Annotated in this window: 21 protein-coding genes; 16 read left to right on the forward strand and 5 right to left on the reverse strand. The window is 30.7% G+C overall.

What is annotated here, in order from left to right:
* Positions 1-129 precede the first annotated feature (129 nt).
* The 7 genes from LL966_RS20545 (at position 130) to LL966_RS20575 (ending at position 5,453) form a co-directional block, all read left to right on the forward strand.
* Positions 130-498, forward strand: a complete 369-nt coding sequence (locus LL966_RS20545; RefSeq protein WP_229355853.1) for a hypothetical protein — start codon at positions 130-132, stop codon at positions 496-498.
* A gap of 216 nt (positions 499-714) precedes the next feature.
* Positions 715-2,301 (forward strand): ribosomal protection-like ABC-F family protein, encoded by a 1,587-nt coding sequence (gene abc-f / locus LL966_RS20550; protein ID WP_229355854.1) that lies wholly within the window; start codon positions 715-717, stop codon positions 2,299-2,301.
* Positions 2,302-2,531: 230 nt separating this feature from the next.
* On the forward strand, positions 2,532-3,584 hold the full coding sequence (locus LL966_RS20555; RefSeq protein WP_229355855.1) for a linear amide C-N hydrolase: 1,053 nt from the start codon (positions 2,532-2,534) through the stop codon (positions 3,582-3,584).
* Between the two features lie 126 nt (positions 3,585-3,710).
* Positions 3,711-4,028 (forward strand): ArsR/SmtB family transcription factor, encoded by a 318-nt coding sequence (locus LL966_RS20560; protein WP_229355856.1) that lies wholly within the window; start codon positions 3,711-3,713, stop codon positions 4,026-4,028.
* Between the two features lie 3 nt (positions 4,029-4,031).
* On the forward strand, positions 4,032-4,499 hold the full coding sequence (locus tag LL966_RS20565) for an SRPBCC domain-containing protein (protein WP_229355858.1): 468 nt from the start codon (positions 4,032-4,034) through the stop codon (positions 4,497-4,499).
* Positions 4,500-4,505: 6 nt separating this feature from the next.
* On the forward strand, positions 4,506-4,883 hold the full coding sequence (locus LL966_RS20570; protein ID WP_229355860.1) for a DoxX family protein: 378 nt from the start codon (positions 4,506-4,508) through the stop codon (positions 4,881-4,883).
* 12 nt (positions 4,884-4,895) lie between these two features.
* Positions 4,896-5,453 carry a DUF4256 domain-containing protein gene (locus LL966_RS20575; RefSeq protein WP_229355863.1) on the forward strand — a complete coding sequence of 186 codons (558 nt, stop codon included), beginning with the start codon at positions 4,896-4,898 and terminating at the stop codon, positions 5,451-5,453.
* Between the two features lie 45 nt (positions 5,454-5,498).
* Here LL966_RS20575 and LL966_RS20580 read toward each other — a convergent pair whose 3' ends face one another.
* Positions 5,499-5,849 carry a DUF2200 domain-containing protein gene (locus LL966_RS20580; RefSeq protein WP_229355865.1) on the reverse strand — a complete coding sequence of 117 codons (351 nt, stop codon included), beginning with the start codon at positions 5,847-5,849 and terminating at the stop codon, positions 5,499-5,501.
* 132 nt (positions 5,850-5,981) lie between these two features.
* Here LL966_RS20580 and LL966_RS20585 point away from each other — a divergent pair, with 132 nt between their 5' ends.
* Positions 5,982-6,383 carry a VOC family protein gene (locus LL966_RS20585; RefSeq protein ID WP_229355867.1) on the forward strand — a complete coding sequence of 134 codons (402 nt, stop codon included), beginning with the start codon at positions 5,982-5,984 and terminating at the stop codon, positions 6,381-6,383.
* 57 nt (positions 6,384-6,440) lie between these two features.
* On the opposite strand, the gene map is transcribed toward LL966_RS20585, so the two are convergent.
* From map to LL966_RS20600, 3 genes are all read right to left on the reverse strand, one after another.
* On the reverse strand, positions 6,441-7,205 hold the full coding sequence (gene map, locus LL966_RS20590) for a type I methionyl aminopeptidase (protein ID WP_229355868.1): 765 nt from the start codon (positions 7,203-7,205) through the stop codon (positions 6,441-6,443).
* Positions 7,206-7,343: 138 nt separating this feature from the next.
* Entirely contained in the window at positions 7,344-8,078 is a 735-nt protein-coding gene (locus LL966_RS20595; protein ID WP_229355869.1) for an SDR family NAD(P)-dependent oxidoreductase, read from the reverse strand.
* Positions 8,079-8,158: 80 nt separating this feature from the next.
* The gene (locus LL966_RS20600; RefSeq protein ID WP_229355871.1) at positions 8,159-8,728 is read right to left on the reverse strand and encodes a Crp/Fnr family transcriptional regulator; all 570 of its coding nucleotides are present in this window, start codon (positions 8,726-8,728) and stop codon (positions 8,159-8,161) included.
* Positions 8,729-8,822: 94 nt separating this feature from the next.
* Between LL966_RS20600 and LL966_RS20605 the strand changes: the two genes are divergently transcribed.
* Positions 8,823-9,410, forward strand: coding sequence for a hypothetical protein (locus tag LL966_RS20605; RefSeq protein WP_229355872.1), 588 nt, complete (start codon positions 8,823-8,825; stop codon positions 9,408-9,410).
* Positions 9,411-9,420: 10 nt separating this feature from the next.
* On the opposite strand, the gene LL966_RS20610 is transcribed toward LL966_RS20605, so the two are convergent.
* The gene (locus tag LL966_RS20610) at positions 9,421-9,816 is read right to left on the reverse strand and encodes a VOC family protein (RefSeq protein WP_229355874.1); all 396 of its coding nucleotides are present in this window, start codon (positions 9,814-9,816) and stop codon (positions 9,421-9,423) included.
* A gap of 120 nt (positions 9,817-9,936) precedes the next feature.
* Here LL966_RS20610 and LL966_RS20615 point away from each other — a divergent pair, with 120 nt between their 5' ends.
* From LL966_RS20615 to LL966_RS20645, 7 genes are all read left to right on the forward strand, one after another.
* A complete protein-coding gene (locus LL966_RS20615; RefSeq protein WP_229355876.1) occupies positions 9,937-10,509 on the forward strand; it encodes a hypothetical protein in 573 nt (190 codons plus the stop codon).
* 8 nt (positions 10,510-10,517) lie between these two features.
* On the forward strand, positions 10,518-11,030 hold the full coding sequence (locus tag LL966_RS20620) for an endonuclease V (RefSeq protein WP_229355877.1): 513 nt from the start codon (positions 10,518-10,520) through the stop codon (positions 11,028-11,030).
* A 106-nt stretch (positions 11,031-11,136) separates the two neighbouring features.
* Positions 11,137-12,171 carry a helix-turn-helix domain-containing protein gene (locus tag LL966_RS20625; protein ID WP_229355879.1) on the forward strand — a complete coding sequence of 345 codons (1,035 nt, stop codon included), beginning with the start codon at positions 11,137-11,139 and terminating at the stop codon, positions 12,169-12,171.
* Between the two features lie 97 nt (positions 12,172-12,268).
* Positions 12,269-12,730, forward strand: a complete 462-nt coding sequence (locus LL966_RS20630) for a nuclear transport factor 2 family protein (RefSeq protein ID WP_229355881.1) — start codon at positions 12,269-12,271, stop codon at positions 12,728-12,730.
* A gap of 37 nt (positions 12,731-12,767) precedes the next feature.
* Positions 12,768-13,895 carry a nuclear transport factor 2 family protein gene (locus tag LL966_RS20635; RefSeq protein WP_229355883.1) on the forward strand — a complete coding sequence of 376 codons (1,128 nt, stop codon included), beginning with the start codon at positions 12,768-12,770 and terminating at the stop codon, positions 13,893-13,895.
* Positions 13,896-14,053: 158 nt separating this feature from the next.
* Positions 14,054-15,364 carry a hypothetical protein gene (locus LL966_RS20640; RefSeq protein ID WP_229355884.1) on the forward strand — a complete coding sequence of 437 codons (1,311 nt, stop codon included), beginning with the start codon at positions 14,054-14,056 and terminating at the stop codon, positions 15,362-15,364.
* A gap of 16 nt (positions 15,365-15,380) precedes the next feature.
* A complete protein-coding gene (locus tag LL966_RS20645) occupies positions 15,381-15,839 on the forward strand; it encodes a hypothetical protein (RefSeq protein WP_229355885.1) in 459 nt (152 codons plus the stop codon).
* Positions 15,840-16,036: the final 197 nt, after the last annotated feature.

Below are 16,036 nucleotides of genomic sequence, written 5' to 3' on the forward strand. Positions count from 1 at the left end.
TATTGCAACATCGGTTAAATTGTGATCTAATTTTTAAGAAAAAAAAATATTTATAAATATTTGATTACGAATAATTTAATGTCGTTTTTTTTTGTAACTTTTTCCTGTTTAACTTTTAATCACAAAATCATGAAAAACTCTAAATTGTTTACCCTTCTATTTGCAGTTGTTGTCGTATTAATGGTTTCATGTCACGGTAAAAGAAACAGACTGATTAATTCCTGGAAAGTTACAGCTGTCGAGGCTAAAACTTCTATTAATGACTCTGCAAAAAATGCAATTTTGACTAACGGTATGCTTACTTTCACAGAAGATGGTCATGTAACAGGATATCTGCTTCGTGAAATAACGGACGGAACATTTGCATTATCTCAAAAAGGTAAAAAACTCGTAATTAAAGACGAAGTTGGTACACCTTATGAATGTGAAAGCACCATTACTGATGATAAATTAATTCTTGATACCAAAGAAGCTAAGTTAACATTTAACAAAATTTAAAACAGAGATTACGTTTTTAATTTCTTTCAATATTACAAAAAAACCATTCTTTGCGATTGTACAGAATGGTTTTTTGATTTTAAAACTAAAATAAATAACTTTGCACTTCTTCAAATAAGCATTTTATCTATGTGAAAATTAATTTCTTTCGGAAAACTTAGTAAGTAACCACAAATTGTGGCTACTTAATTATTTAATCTCTTAAAGAAAGTAATTATGCTTATTCTTCAAAATATCTCATATCAGCATGAGAATAAAGACATGCTGTTTCAAAACGTAAGTTTTACTATAAACGATCACGATAAAACGGCATTAGTCGGAAATAACGGCGTTGGAAAGTCGACATTATTAAAAATTATTTCTGGCGAACTGAAAGCTTTTTCAGGTCAAATAAATCAGAATTCAAAGCCTTATTTTGTACCACAGCAATTTGGTCAGTTTAATGAATTGACAATTGCTGATGCTTTACAAATAAAGGATAAAATAGAGTCACTTAAAGCAATACTTGAAGGTGTTGTAACAGAAGAAAACATGCAATTATTAGACGATGATTGGACAATCGAAGAACGTTGTCATGAAGCTTTATCGTATTGGAATCTTCTGGATTTAGATTTGAATCAGAAAATGGAAACTTTGAGCGGAGGTCAGAAAACAAAAGTTTTTTTGGCTGGAATTATCATTCATCAACCAAAAGTGGTTTTGCTGGATGAACCTAGTAATCATCTCGATTTTGCTGGAAGAACATTGCTGTACGATTTTATTAAATCTACTTCGAGTTCGTTATTAGTTGTCAGTCACGACAGAACTTTACTCAATATCCTAAATAAAACGCTTGAATTGAGTAAAGACGGAATTTCAGTTTACGGCGGAAATTATGATTTTTATAATGAACAAAAAAAAGTTGAAAATAATGCTTTAGAACAAGATGTTCAAAGCAAGGAAAAAGCACTCAGGAAAGCTAAAGAAAAAGAACGCGAAACAATTGAACGCCAGAATAAATTAGATTCAAGAGGTAAAAAGAAACAGGAAAAATCGGGTGTCGCAAGGATTATGATGAATACGCTTCGAAATAATGCAGAAAACAGCAGTTCGAAATTAAAAGATGTTCATGCAGAAAAAATCACCGGTATTTCTGAAGATTTACGACAATTGAGATCCAATCTTCCGGCAATAGATCAAATAAAATTTGGGTTTAATACGTCAACGTTTCATAAAGGAAAAATGCTTTTTAAAGCAGATGAAATCAATTATAGTTATAAAAATCAATCGCTTTGGAATGAAAATCTAAGTTTTGAAATTTTTTCCGGTGATCGTTTGGCAATTAAAGGTTTAAATGGTTCAGGAAAAACGACTTTGATTCAAATTATTCTAGGCAAATTAATTCCTAAAACAGGAAATGTTACTGCATTAGAAAAAAAATCAATTTATATCGATCAAGATTATTCACTTATTGATAATAATCTGAAAATCTACGAGCAAGCACAAGTTTTCAATGATTGCGGTTTAGAAGAACATGATATCAAAATGAGACTGAATCGTTTTTTATTCGCGCAAAAGGATTGGGATAAACCTTGCAAAGTTTTAAGCGGCGGCGAAAGAATGCGTTTGATACTTTGTTGTTTAATCATTAGTAACGAATCACCAGAAGTTATTGTTTTAGATGAACCTACGAATAATTTAGATATTCAAAATATTGAAATTCTAACTGCGGCTATCAATGAATATAGTGGCACTTTGATCGTTATTTCACACGATCAATCTTTTTTGGAACAAATTAAGATCGAAAAAAGTGTACAGCTTTAAAAGCAGAAAAGGCGCTAGAATTAACTTGGCGCTTTTTTTCTATTTCTGTACAAATATTTAAAATTATACGATCACTATTTTAATGATTGCATGTTATTCATTATTAATGATTTGAATTTTACTTTGAGATATAAATTCCTTAAATTGCAGATAAATCTTATAATTTTAGTCTATTCTATTTCAAAAATAATAACCTTTCAATAATTTGTTTCATTAAAACTTCTACAATTATGAAATCCAAAAACAGCTTTCTGCTACTTTTTTTAGCTTTTACTTTATTGTTCTCGCAAACCATTTTTCCATGTACCAGAATAGTTTATGAAGGGCTAAATGGCACCATTATCACGGCACGTTCAATGGATTGGAAAGGAGAAATTCCGGCCAATTTATGGATATTTCCGCGTGGAATCGAACGATTTGGCGAAGCTGGAAGCAGTTCTGTAAAATGGAAATCTAAATACGGAAGTGTCATTACAAGCTCGTGGGACATTGCTTCTTCAGACGGAATGAACGAAAAAGGCCTTGTTGGCAATCTTTTATGGTTGGTAGAATCTCAATATCCAAAATTTGAGAAAAACGGAAAAGTAAAAGGCTTGGCTGTTTCTTTATGGCTGCAATATGTTTTAGATAATTTTTCGACGGTTTCTGAAGCTGTTGCCGCATTAGAAAAAAGAGATTTTGTTATTGCTTCTTCTCATATTCCAGGAACCGATATTTTTGCAACGGTTCATTTATCCATTTCAGATGCAACTGGAGACAATGCTATTTTCGAATATATAAACGGTAAACTGGTTATTCACCACGATAGAAAATATGTGGCGATGACTAATTCTCCCATTTTTGATGAACAATTAGCGATTAATTCGTACTGGAAAAGTATACCCGGAACTATTATGCTTCCAGGAACTAACAGAGCCGCAGATCGATTTGTTCGCGCTTCTTATTATATAGACGCGATTCCGAAAACGGATAATACTAGAACGGCTTTGGCAAGTGTTTTTGGTGTAATTAGAAATTGTTCTGTTCCGCTGGGAATTTCATCAGAAACTGAGCCTAACATCTCTTCTACTCGTTGGAGAACCGTTGCAGATCAAAAAAACCTAGTGTATTATTTTGATAATGTGTTAAATCCGAATGTGATTTGGGTTGAATTCAATAAAATTGATTTTAGTGAAAAAGGAAAAATCAAAAAGTTGACTTTGGCCAATAATGAAAATTATTCTGGTGATTCGCTGCTAAACTTCAAAGAAACGAAGCCTTTTCAGTTTGCTGGATTGGATTAAAGTGACTTTTATTTTATACAAAACCTTCAAATTTAAATGTTTGGAGGTTTTTCTTTTTTAAAAATAATTAAAAAAATATTGCGCAGTCAAATAACTTCACTATATTTGCAGTCAAATAACTGCATAATGGAAATTAGAAGAGATGTTTTTCAGGCTATAGCCGATCCGACAAGAAGAGCTATATTGAGTTTAGTTGCGATTCAGAGTATGACTCCTGGCGCAATTGCAGAGAATTTTAATTCGTCGAGACAGACAATTTCAAAACATATTCAGATTCTTAGCGAATGTGAATTATTAAATCAGACACAAAACGGAAGAGAAATTTACTACCATCTAAATCCTAATAAGATGAAAGAAATTGACAATTTTATTGAGCCTTTTAGAAAAATGTGGGACGAACGATTTAATAAGTTAGAAGCAATCATGAAAAATTATAAAAAATAGGACATGGAAAAAAAGACAAAAATCCACGCTGAAGACTATAGACAAGATCTTGTTATTACGAGAGAATTTGATCTTCCGGTAGAACTTTTATTCAAAGCTTATATAGAGCCAGAAATCGTAGCACAATGGATGGGAGCTAAAGTGATAAAACTTGAAAGCCAGAAACATGGCGGTTGGGAATTTGAAACGAGCGATCCAGCTGGAAATGTAGTTTTTAAAGCACATGGTGTTATTCATGATATCGTTCCAAACGAGAAGATTGTCCGCACTTTTGAAATGGATAATGTAAACTTTGCCCCTCAATTAGAGTTTTTAGAATTTGAAAGATTAACTGAAGAAACAAGTAAATTGACCATGCAGATTATTTACAAATCTATTGAGCATCGAATGACGCAGCTTAAACTGCCATTTGCACAAGGATTAAACATGGCACACAACAGATTAGAAGAAATTTTAACTAAACTGAAATAAAAAATTATGAGTAAAAGAAACAAGATTATTTTTTGGATTGCTACACTTTGGTTGGCTTTGGGAATGACTTCTACAGGAATTGTACAGCTTATACCATTAAAAGAAGAAGCTGAAATGATAAAACATTTAGGTTATCCGCTTTACTTTTTGACTCTTTTAGGCGTTTGGAAACTTTTAGGTGTTATTGCAATTTTAATTCCGAAATTTGGTTTGTTGAAAGAATGGGCTTATGCTGGTTTTTTCTTTGCAATGTCTGGAGCTGTAGTTTCGCATTTAGCTGTTGGAGATGACGCTTCAGCATTTTTTGGACCAATTTTATTAATTGTTTTGACTGTAATTTCTTGGTACTTCAGACCTGAAAATAGAAAGTGCAGTTCTAATTAAAAACACAAAAACATGAAAAAAGAATTGACACCAAACGAACAAGAAGAAATTTTAAGTACGCTTGAGAAACGTTTCGAAAAGAATAAAAATCGTCATGAAAATTTGGATTGGTCTAAAATTGAAGCCAAACTAAAAGTAAATCCGGAAAAATTATGGTCACTGGAACAAATGGAAAACACTGAAGGCGAACCAGATGTTGTGGGCTATGATAAAAATACTGACGAATATCTATTTGTAGATTGTGCGCCAGAAAGTCCAAAGGGACGCAGAAGTGTTTGTTACGATCATGAAGCGCTTGAAAAAAGAAAAGAACACAAACCCGCTAACAGTGCTGTAAATATGGCAGAAGAAATGGGAATTGAAATCTTAAACGAAGAACAATATAAAGATTTACAAAAATTAGGGAAATTTGACACCAAAACGTCTAGCTGGATTTTGACTCCGCCAGAAATTAGAAAATTAGGTGGCGCTATTTTCTGTGATTTTAGATACAATACCGCTTTTGTTTATCATAACGGTGCAGAATCATATTATGCCGCGAGAGGATTTCGTGGGTTATTAAGAGTTTAAAAATAGAAGCCTTCAAATTGATTTTTGGAGGTTTTTCGTTTTTGATTATTCTCTTAAAATCTTTTCCATTTTCTTTCCTTTCGCAAGTTCATCGACCAATTTGTCTAGATAACGCAATTTTTGAATTAACGGATCTTCAATTTCTTCCACTCTATAACCGCAGATAACTCCAGTAATTTTCGAAGCGTTTGGATTGATTTGCGGCGCTTCTTCAAAGAAAGTTTGAAAGTCTACTTTCTTTTCAATTTGTTCTTTAAGTTGATTGTCATTATACCCTGTTAACCATTTTATTACAATATCTAGTTCTTCTTTGGTGCGTTCTTTCTTTTCTACTTTTTGAATGTATAAAGGATAAACACTAGAAAATAATATTTTGTAAATTCTTTCTGTTTTCATTTGGACCTGTTTTAGAATAAAAGCTTTGATGTAAAGATAATTCAAAACAATAAAAATGGAAAACGCAATAAATATTTTAATACCTTAGACTTTTAAAATAATGGTATTTAACAATCCTAAATAACTACTTATATGGAAAATAATTCAAACGAAATTACACCAAAAGTCACAGGAATTGGCGGAATTTTCTTTTTTCTTGACAATCCAAAAGAGGCTAAAGATTGGTACGCCAAAAATTTAGGTTTAGAAATTAACGATTGGGGTTCTGCCAGTTTTGAATCTAGAAATTTAGAAAATCCCGAACAAATTGAATCGACACAATGGTGTCCTTTTAAGAAAGGTGACGAATATTTTTCTCCGTCTAAAAAAGATTTTATGGTCAATTATCGCGTTCAAAATATCGAAGGACTTGTAGCAAAATTAAAAGAAAATGGAGTTACCATTTTAGATGATATCGAAACGTATGATTACGGAAAATTTGTTCATATAATGGATACTGAAGGCAATAAAATTGAACTTTGGGAACCATCATAAACAATTTATAATTAACAATTGATAATTATAAATTGTCAATTATCAATTGTTAATTGCTTAATTCCAAATTTCATTCATTTCGGTCAGAATAATGGGTTTTCCTTCTGTCACTACGATAGTATGTTCGTGTTGCGCCATAAATCCGCCTTTATTTCCTACCATTGTCCAGCCGTCTTGCAACGTTTCTGCATAAGTAGAAGTGGTTGAAATAAACGTTTCAATGGCAACAACAGAATTTTTCTTAAATCTGGTTTGGTTAAAACGATCTCTATAATTGGCAATTTCGTGTGGTGCTTCGTGAAGGCTTCTCCCTACTCCATGCCCCGTTAAATTTTTAATGACTTTATAACCTCGTTTTTTAGCTTCAGTTTCAATCAGAAATCCAATATCAGAAATACGAACGCCGCCTTTGATGTTGTAAATAGCTTTGTGTAAAATATCTTTTGAAGCTTCTACTAATTTTTGATGTTCGTTTACATCAGATCCAATCACAAAAGAACCGCCGTTATCGGACCAAAAACCGCCTAATTCTGCAGAAACATCAATATTAATTAAATCTCCTTCTTGCAAAATTCTTTTATCAGACGGAATTCCGTGACAAAATTCATTATCAACACTAATGCATGTCCATCCAGGAAAACCGTAAGTCAAATACGGCGCAGATTTAGCTCCTAAATCATTCAGAATTTGTCCGCCATAATCATCTAATTCTTTTGTAGAGATTCCGGGTTTGGCAAATTTTCTCATTTCTTTCAAAGTAAAAGCAACTGCTTCACTCGCTTTTTTCATTCCGATTAATTCTGCTTCTGTTATAATTGACATGGTATTTTCTTTACTAATTTCTATTCAAACGTATTGCCGACTAAAATACTACTTTTCTTCAAAATTAAGCGTTATTTAAATGCTTAAACCCTCATAAAATCAATATTTATGAGGGTTTAAATATTTTTATCCTTTATTTTACCAAGGACTTTCTTCGCTTTCGTTTTCTATATCGGGGCTGTAGAATTTTCCTGTTGACCCGTTTTCATCTAAAGTATGTTTAATGATGAAACTTGCTGCGCTTTCTACACTCGCAGGTCCGCTATGATGATTAAAATCAGTTGCGGTATAACCTGGATCAATTGCATTTACTTTAAAACCTAAATCTTTTAGTTCATGTGCCAAAGTAATGGTAAAAGCATTTAAAGCTGTTTTTGAGGAAACATAAGAAACCGCTTTAAAAGCATAATATTTCCAGCTGGGATCACTATGTAGCGTAAGAGAACCAAGCCCTGAAGTAATATTACTGATTCTCGGATTCTCGGATTTTTTTAATAATTCAATAAATGCTTGTGTTACTCTGATTACTCCAAAAAAATTGGTATCAAAAACATTCTGAATATTTGCCACAGAGGTTGTAGACGAATCTTGTGGAACATCACCTAAAATTCCGGCATTATTGATTAAAATATCTAATTTGCCTTGCTCCTTTTCTATACTATTTTTCGCCTCTAAAACACTTTCGTCGTTTGTAACATCAATCTGAATCGCTTTGATGTTTTGAAATCCTTTTTGGTTTAATTCTTTTACAACTTCTTCACCTTTTGCAAGATCACGACTTCCTAAATAAACAAATAATCCTTTTTCCGAAAGCTGTTTTGTTGTTTCTAAACCTATGCTTCTATTTGCGCCTGTAATTAATACTGAATCCATTTTTTATCTTTTTAAATTATTGATTACAAAGTTCCATCGATAAAAAATAAAAACATTTGCCAAATGGCAAAAAGCGATTTTTAGCGAATATTTTTTCTAATTCTGCTCAAAGAAGATTGCGTAATTCCTAAGTAAGAAGCCAAATAAGAAAGCGGAACACGATTGATTACATTTGGAAACATTTCCATAAAAGATAAATAACGCGTTGTAGCATCTTCAGAAACCAGCGGACTTCTTCTGGCTACTTTCTGGATTAAAGCTTTTGAAATTATTTTGTGCACAATAGTATCCCAGCCAATAATCGTGTCTAATAATTCTTGCCAGTTTTTTTTAGAAAATACAATCATTTTACAATCTGTAACTGCTTGTACATAGGCAGAAGAGCAAATATTGTTATCGAAACTTTCTAAATCTACAACCAGATTATTTTCGTCTATAAAATATTTTGTGATTTCTTCACCTTTATTGTTGTAATAACAAACTCGCAGAATTCCTTCTAAAATAAAACCAACTTCAACAGAAACTTTTCCAGCTTCAGAAAAATACGCCTCTTTTCGAATTTCTCTTTCTTGAGCTTTAGATAAAATCAAATCAATCTGCTGTTGATTTAAATTGCCAAACTGCAATATATAATTTACTAATTCTTTCATGCACGAAAGTTAGGAATAAGTTTTTATAGAGAATTTGTCATATGGCAAAAAATACTGCCGATATATTTATATTAGCAAACTGAAAAACGAAACAATGAAATTAATTCTACAGCTTCTATTTGTTCTTTTTATTAATCTAGGATTTAGCCAAGATTATAGAGAAGCATTTATAATATTTAAGGATAGTAGCTCTATTGAAGGTTTTGCTGAAATTAAAAATAATGATATATATTTTAAAGTAAAACAAGAAGATAAAGCAGATAAATGGAGTTATGATTTTGCAAAAGGATTAATTTTTTCATCTTACGGATATTCTGAAAAATATGAATATATTGAATTTGAGCATTCAAAACCAAAGTTGTTGCAAGTTGTTGAAGAAGGAAATGTAAATCTTTACAGATACGCAAAAGAGTATTATATAGGTCGAAGTTCCAATTTATCTATAGGGAAATTGCCTTCAGATGAAGACAAAGTTTGGGCAATGACTGAAGCGTTATATGTAAAACGTAAGAATGAACCTTATGCAACAGATATTGAATTTAGCTTTACTCTAAGAGCAAAAAAATACTTTGCAGATTGTAAAAAAGTCGTAGAAAAAATCAATAGTAAAAAAATCACCAAAAATAATATCAAAGACATGGTTTTCTTTTATAATGAATATTGTGATTCAGACTACGAATAATGTATTATAACTACATTCCCGGCCAATATAAAAAATTAAATTTATGTCCGTCTGGATCTGCAAAACCAAAAGTATAACCAACTTCAAAATTTTCTGGCTCAGAGAAAATAATTCCTCCGATTTCTTTTACTTTTTTATACCAAAGATCCACTTCTTCTCTACTCTTTGCTGATAAAGAAAAGATAATTTCGTTTTCTGTTTTGGTGTTTGCCAATTTTCCTTTTACAGCAATTTGTAATCTTTGGGGAACAAAAAAGTTAATGATGAAATTATTTTCAGCAAATATAAAACTCACTAAATCTTCTGTTTCTTTTCCGTTTTGTTTGAAACCTAAATCAGTGTAAAATTGAATTGTTTTTTGTAAATCATTAGAAACAAGGTTTCCCCATATCATTTTAGTTTTCATGAGTTTTAGTTTTAATTGATTATACTCTAAGTTACTATTTTTTTTAGGAAGAACTCAATCTAAGCAATATGAAAGTAAAGTTTTTTCTTATATTAGCTCATAATGTTATGATTTAAAAGTATGAAAATCTTCAAACCATTCTCTTTTCTTTTCTCTGCGATTCTAACTGGCTGCGTTGGAAATATGAATCCAACCGGAGGAAATTCTACACCAAATTATCCATATTTTATCACTACTGAACCTTTGGTAGTAAAGAAAATTCAAGTTCCAATTGGTTCAAAATTAGTTTATGAAGAGCATTTTTTTGTTGAAGGAAAACAAGATCACAAAATGCGTGAAGAAAAACTCACTACAATTGAATTTCCTGCCGGTAAAGAATTAATTTGGGGAGGCGTTCCTGTGAGATCTATTTATAAATTTTTCAATTCAGAAATGCGAGGTTATACTGTTACGGCAGATTTTACCAAATTGAGCGAGGATAATAAAACGAGATTTTCAGAATTATGGCAAAGTTGCAGTACTGATCTCGGAATTACTATTAAAAATACGGATGATTGGTCTTTTAATAAACAAAATATAGCAGATGTAGAAAGTTGCAGCGTAATATATCAACGTTATTTTAAAGACGATACCAAACAGCAATCATTTTTAAATGAAATGTATGCTGAATTACAGAAAATTAATTCAAAATAAAAACATAAATGCCCAATAAAATCTTAGCTTTTGACACGTACTATTTTGATCAAAAAGCAAAAACTGTTTGTCTTGAATTCGAAGAATGGAATGAAGGCAAAAATTTTAAAGTTTACTCTGAAATCATTGAAAATGTTGAAGAATATATTCCAGGAGAATTTTACAAAAGAGAATTACCTTGTATTTTAAGTTTACTGCAACAAATTGATTTATCTGAAATTGAAGTAATTGTAGTTGACGGGTTTGTTTATTTAGATGATGAAATGAAATATGGTTTAGGCGGTTATTTATACGAAAAATTAAATAAAGAAATCCCGATTATTGGTGTGGCTAAAACAAATTTTGCTTCAATAGAACAGAACAAAAAAGCATTGTTTAGAGGAGACAGTAAAAAACCTTTGTACATTACTTCTATCGGAATTGATTTGGATAAGGCTTTAAAAAAAGTTGAAAGCATGCATGGAGAATTTAGATTTCCGACCTTATTAAAAGAATTGGATCGATTAACCAAGGAAATATAATTCAAGATAAAATTCAGTAAAAAATTTGTTATATTCGTTTTTAGATAAAAAACATAAAAATAGCTGGTAAATTGAGAGGTCAGCAATTACTAATTCGGTAATACTAATGGAATCAAACCAGTTGCTTTTCTTTCTTAGTGCTTTAGGAGCTTTTAATGGATTTATACTCTCATTTTATTTTGCTGTCAATGCAAAAAAGAAAATTTTTGCAAATTACTTTTTATCGTTATTGCTTTTGGTTTTAAGTATTCGAATTATAAAATCTGTTTTTTTCTACTTTAATCCTTCGCTCTCCAATATTTTTATTCAAATCGGACTTTCGGCTTGTGTTCTTATCGGTCCTTTTCTTTTCTTAAGCCTTAAATCACACGCTCAAAACGGAAAAACGACTTGGGTTCAACACGTAATACCCTATTTAGCAATTATAACCGTTTTAGGGACTTTTTATCCTTATACTCAACATCAGTTAATTTGGAGCCTCTGGATTGTAAAGGCAATATATTTTCAATGGTTGGTATATATTGTTTTATCATTAAAATATCTTCAGCCTATTTTTTACAAATTCAAAGAAAAAGAAAATTTAAAGAAAATAGACATTTGGTTTCTTAGTATATACTTTGGCGTTTCACTAATATGGTTGGCTTATGCCAGCGCGGCTTATACTTCTTACATTGTTGGAGCATTGTCCTTCACCTTTATTTTATATTTAATTATTCTGCTTTTAATTTTCAGAAATACCAGTGAAAGTATTTTTTTTAAAGAAAAAGAAAAATACAAGAATAAAGAAATGGATGCTGAAATGCTTGACCTTATCCGTCAAAAAATAGTAATTATCGAAGAAAAAGAACTTTATCTTAATCCAGATTTCAATCTCGAAGAAGCTGCAAAAGAATTAAAAATAACCAAGCATTTATTATCTCAATACATAAATGAAGTTTTAGGCAAATCATTTTCAAATCTTATAAAAGAGTATCGAATTGAAAAAGCTAAAAAATTATTAGAAACCGAAAAAAACTTAACCTATGAAAGTTTGGGTTACGATAGTGGTTTTACTTCAAAATCTACATTTTTTACGGCATTCAAAAAAATAACCGGTCTGACTCCTGCAGAATATCAAAAATCATATTCAAAAGGAGTTTGATATTATAAATTACGAGTTCTACTTTATAAATTAAAACCTTTTCAATTTTCATCTGCTGGATATTTGTCTCATTATTATTAATTTAAAAATTTTAAAAATGAGAAAAGTCTTTTTATTTATTTGCTTAAATTTTTTGTTCTTTAATGCCTATTCGCAAGTAAGCGATCCTGGCAATGATTGGCTTTCGATTCAAAAAACACTTAACCTGTACTTAGACGGACAAGCGACAGGCGATTCTGTTAAGGTCGGACAGTCATTTCATGATTCGTGGCAGCTAAAATACTTTGCTGATAATAAGTTAAATATTGTACGTAAATCTGATTACATGAAAGGTTACAAAGCTCCTTACGCAAGAGTTTCAAATTGGTCAGGACGAATTATTTCTATTGATATTACAAATAGTGTGGCTGCTGCAAAGGTCGAAATAAGTACTTCAAAGCTTTTATTTATCGATTATTTCAATTTGATGAAAATAAATCAAGACTGGTTTATTGTCGACAAAATTTCGACTAGAACACCACACAAAACAGTTGAAGCTCCTACGGCAAGTACAAAGTAATTTAAAACTTAAAGTAATCTTTAAAAACCTTCTGTATATGAATAAATTAATTGTTTTATTACTTGTTCGTCTCTTGTTATTTGCCTCGAATGCAAATTCGCAAAACAAAATTTTATTTGTCACTTCAAATCAAGATTTTTATGGAAATACAAAAATTCCATCTGCCAATCATTTTGAGGAAATCGTTGTTCCTTATGATATTTTTATAAAAGCTGGTTATACCGTTGATTTTGTAAGTCCAAAAGGCGGGGCAATTCCTATTGGCTACATCAACACATCAGATAGTTTGCAGAAAAAATATTTGTATGATAGCTGGTTTATGAACAAATTAGAACATTCTAAGAAACCATCATCAATTATTTCCAGAGATTATGTCGCAATTTTTTATAGTGGTGGCGGCGCTGCAATGTTTGGAGTTGCTGAAGATATTACAATTCAAAAAATCGCAAGAACGATTTATAATAACAACGGAATTATCGCTGCAATCTGCCACGGAACAGCAGGAATTGTGCACTTAAAAGATGAAAAAGGAAAATCGTTGTATGCTGGATTAAAAATTACGGGGTATCCAGATGAATTAGAAAATAAGAATGCTGAATATTATAAATCCTTCCCATTTTCAATAAACAATACCATTAAACAAAATAAAGGGAATTTTATATTTTCTAAAAACGGAGGAGATGCGTTTTATAGCGTTGACGGCAGATTTGTAACAGGTCAAGACCCGAGCTCAGGCATTAAAGTAGCAGATGAAGTGGTCTCGCTTCTAAAAGTCAATTTGAAAGTTCAGCAACCAAAATCAAAAAATGATTTGGAACAAATTACAAGCATTCTTAATGATTATATAGAAGGAACTGCTAACGGACAGCCAGAAAGACTTCTAAAAGCTTTTCATCCTACTTTTAATTTATATACTGTGGCAAACGATACGCTTTGGGTACGCTCAGGCGAAGAGTATATTGCTAACATAAAAACTGGAGAAAAAGTAAACAGAGTTGGAAAGATTATTTCAATTGATGTAGAAAATGATGCCGCAATTGCTAAAGCAGAAATAATAGTTCCAGATTGGCGAACTTTTACCGACTATTTTTTATTATTAAAATATGAAGGAAGCTGGAAAATAGTTCATAAAAGTTATTCTTGGAGGGAATATTCAAAAACTTAATTCAATTCAAGAACATTTTATTTGTTGTATAAAATAAAGTCTGCATCAAAAACTCCAAAGTTTAATTATTTTGGAGTTTTTGATTTAATTACTTGAACCTATTGTGTTGCAAATATTCTTATATTCGTTTAAATAAAAATGAATATCCCTATAAAATCATGAGAAAATGCATTCTTTTTGTTTTTACATTCTTATTTGAAATTCAAATTTTAATCGGACAGCATAATAAAGATTCATTAAATGATTGGGATAAAATTATTATCAAAGATAGTTATGGAGGCTGGTCCAACTTCGAAAATAACTATCAAATTAAAAAAGAAAATTTTCTACTTACTGTATTAAATAAACCAGACTCAATTATTGAAAAAGTTGATCCAAAATTAGTTCATGAAATAATTAAACTTATTAAAACAACAAATGATTCTGTCCCGTTCAAAAATCCATTGATTTCTTTTGGAAGAGATTCAGTTTGGCTTGTTGATAATGCTGAAAGTCTTTGGAAAGATTATACCAGAAATTGGAAAAGAACCAAGCAAATGGATTCTATTGCAATCTCTACAATAAAAGATTACAAAAAAGCAAATCAAGCTGCTTCATCTATTGAAGGATCCCAAAGCACTGACGATTATCCGTTAGTTATTGTTAGCATTATTAAAGAAAAAGACACTCTTTCTGCCTATACATTTGGACAGCATCCTTATATGTTACCTTGGATTATAAAGAAAGGAAAAATTTATAATTCAAAAATTTCCGAGTTAGTCGCGGCACTATTGCCAGATAAAGATCCTAATAATAAAGAACGATTAAATGGGAAAAATTTTAATAGTTCTCTAATTAGTAAAATCTTCAACACTTTTCTAGTTGATAAAGATCATTATCTAGAAGCTAAAGATAAATTTCCTAGAACATTCAAAGCTTTAGAAAAGAAATTTGAAATTACGAAGGCAGAAATTATGGATATGTCCTCTATTGAATGGGGTAAAAATTTTGGAGGAGAATGTTTAGAAATGTCTTTAAAGGATTTATCAATTTCAGAAAATATTAGATTCAACACTATTTCTGGTGTAAATGAGATCTTCAGTACAAAAAAATCAATAATTTATAAAAAAGATGATTTAATCCAATCCTTAAAAGAAAATCCAATTTATCAATATACTTTAAACTGCGGTGACTGTTTAGGAGAAATACATTGGGTTAAATCTAAATCGTTGAGTAAGCAAGCAGAAAACAATTTCAAAGAATACCTGCAAGAAAGCGGAACTAATAGAAATAAATACGACGGAAAATTAAAAGATGCAATTTTCTTTGAACTAACAGAAAATAGAAATTCAGAAAGAAGTTTTTCCCGCTGGATATTTCTTAAAGACGGAACATTACTATTATGGCAATTGAAAGGAACTTTCCTAATGAACTTACCAAACGAATTTTCAGAAAATCAAGGTTATGTTTGTAAAGAGATTAAGTTGTAAATTATTAGAGATCAAAATGAAAAAAGCTACTAGAATAATTCTGCTAATATTTCTAATTCTTGTAATCGCATTATTTGTACATCCAAAAAAAGTAATTTATGCTCCAAAAATTACAGGGAAAATAATTGATAAAAACGGAAATCCAATAAAAGACGCTATTGTTTCGAGAATTGAATATTTAAGTTCAGTAAATGAAAAACACGGGTATTTTGAATACACGGAATATAATACACAGATTATAAAAAGTGATAAAAAAGGTGTTTTTCAACTCGATGAAAAATCAAGAATAGAATGGATACACAGTCCATTAAATTTATCTTTTGCGTGGTGTTTCGGAAATTTTAAAGTTGAAAAAGATGGTTATAAAACATACACAACCAAGTTTGATGAATTTCGGGAGTTTCATAAAGATCATTGTTATGCTTGTGAAAATATTGAATTTAAGCCAGTTATAACTTTAGAAGAAAGTAAATAAAATTTAATTAATTTCTTAATCTTAATTCTGTTTTTCCAGGATTTAATTTACAGCTCTCTTTTATTTGCAAGTTCTTTTACTTCGTAATTTTCATTATATACTACTTTCCAATCATTCACATTTCCTATAAAACCTTTGCTTTTTTGATTATGACGAATATTTCATTCTTCTAAATTCGAAGTAAATCTAATATAGAA

Source organism: Flavobacterium chungbukense, from assembly GCF_020805785.1.
GTDB lineage: Bacteria > Bacteroidota > Bacteroidia > Flavobacteriales > Flavobacteriaceae > Flavobacterium > Flavobacterium chungbukense.

Excerpts from the sequence above, each read along its gene's own strand:
- LL966_RS20545 (WP_229355853.1), top strand. The coding sequence starts at position 130 with ATGAAAAACTCTAAATTGTTTACCCTTCTATTTGCAGTTGTTGTCGTA.
- abc-f (WP_229355854.1), top strand. The coding sequence starts at position 715 with ATGCTTATTCTTCAAAATATCTCATATCAGCATGAGAATAAAGACATG.
- LL966_RS20555 (WP_229355855.1), top strand. The coding sequence starts at position 2,532 with ATGAAATCCAAAAACAGCTTTCTGCTACTTTTTTTAGCTTTTACTTTA.
- LL966_RS20560 (WP_229355856.1), top strand. The coding sequence starts at position 3,711 with ATGGAAATTAGAAGAGATGTTTTTCAGGCTATAGCCGATCCGACAAGA.
- LL966_RS20565 (WP_229355858.1), top strand. The coding sequence starts at position 4,032 with ATGGAAAAAAAGACAAAAATCCACGCTGAAGACTATAGACAAGATCTT.
- LL966_RS20570 (WP_229355860.1), top strand. The coding sequence starts at position 4,506 with ATGAGTAAAAGAAACAAGATTATTTTTTGGATTGCTACACTTTGGTTG.
- LL966_RS20575 (WP_229355863.1), top strand. The coding sequence starts at position 4,896 with ATGAAAAAAGAATTGACACCAAACGAACAAGAAGAAATTTTAAGTACG.
- LL966_RS20580 (WP_229355865.1), bottom strand. The coding sequence starts at position 5,849 with ATGAAAACAGAAAGAATTTACAAAATATTATTTTCTAGTGTTTATCCT.
- LL966_RS20585 (WP_229355867.1), top strand. The coding sequence starts at position 5,982 with ATGGAAAATAATTCAAACGAAATTACACCAAAAGTCACAGGAATTGGC.
- map (WP_229355868.1), bottom strand. The coding sequence starts at position 7,205 with ATGTCAATTATAACAGAAGCAGAATTAATCGGAATGAAAAAAGCGAGT.
- LL966_RS20595 (WP_229355869.1), bottom strand. The coding sequence starts at position 8,078 with ATGGATTCAGTATTAATTACAGGCGCAAATAGAAGCATAGGTTTAGAA.
- LL966_RS20600 (WP_229355871.1), bottom strand. The coding sequence starts at position 8,728 with ATGAAAGAATTAGTAAATTATATATTGCAGTTTGGCAATTTAAATCAA.
- LL966_RS20605 (WP_229355872.1), top strand. The coding sequence starts at position 8,823 with ATGAAATTAATTCTACAGCTTCTATTTGTTCTTTTTATTAATCTAGGA.
- LL966_RS20610 (WP_229355874.1), bottom strand. The coding sequence starts at position 9,816 with ATGAAAACTAAAATGATATGGGGAAACCTTGTTTCTAATGATTTACAA.
- LL966_RS20615 (WP_229355876.1), top strand. The coding sequence starts at position 9,937 with ATGAAAATCTTCAAACCATTCTCTTTTCTTTTCTCTGCGATTCTAACT.
- LL966_RS20620 (WP_229355877.1), top strand. The coding sequence starts at position 10,518 with ATGCCCAATAAAATCTTAGCTTTTGACACGTACTATTTTGATCAAAAA.
- LL966_RS20625 (WP_229355879.1), top strand. The coding sequence starts at position 11,137 with ATGGAATCAAACCAGTTGCTTTTCTTTCTTAGTGCTTTAGGAGCTTTT.
- LL966_RS20630 (WP_229355881.1), top strand. The coding sequence starts at position 12,269 with ATGAGAAAAGTCTTTTTATTTATTTGCTTAAATTTTTTGTTCTTTAAT.
- LL966_RS20635 (WP_229355883.1), top strand. The coding sequence starts at position 12,768 with ATGAATAAATTAATTGTTTTATTACTTGTTCGTCTCTTGTTATTTGCC.
- LL966_RS20640 (WP_229355884.1), top strand. The coding sequence starts at position 14,054 with ATGAGAAAATGCATTCTTTTTGTTTTTACATTCTTATTTGAAATTCAA.
- LL966_RS20645 (WP_229355885.1), top strand. The coding sequence starts at position 15,381 with ATGAAAAAAGCTACTAGAATAATTCTGCTAATATTTCTAATTCTTGTA.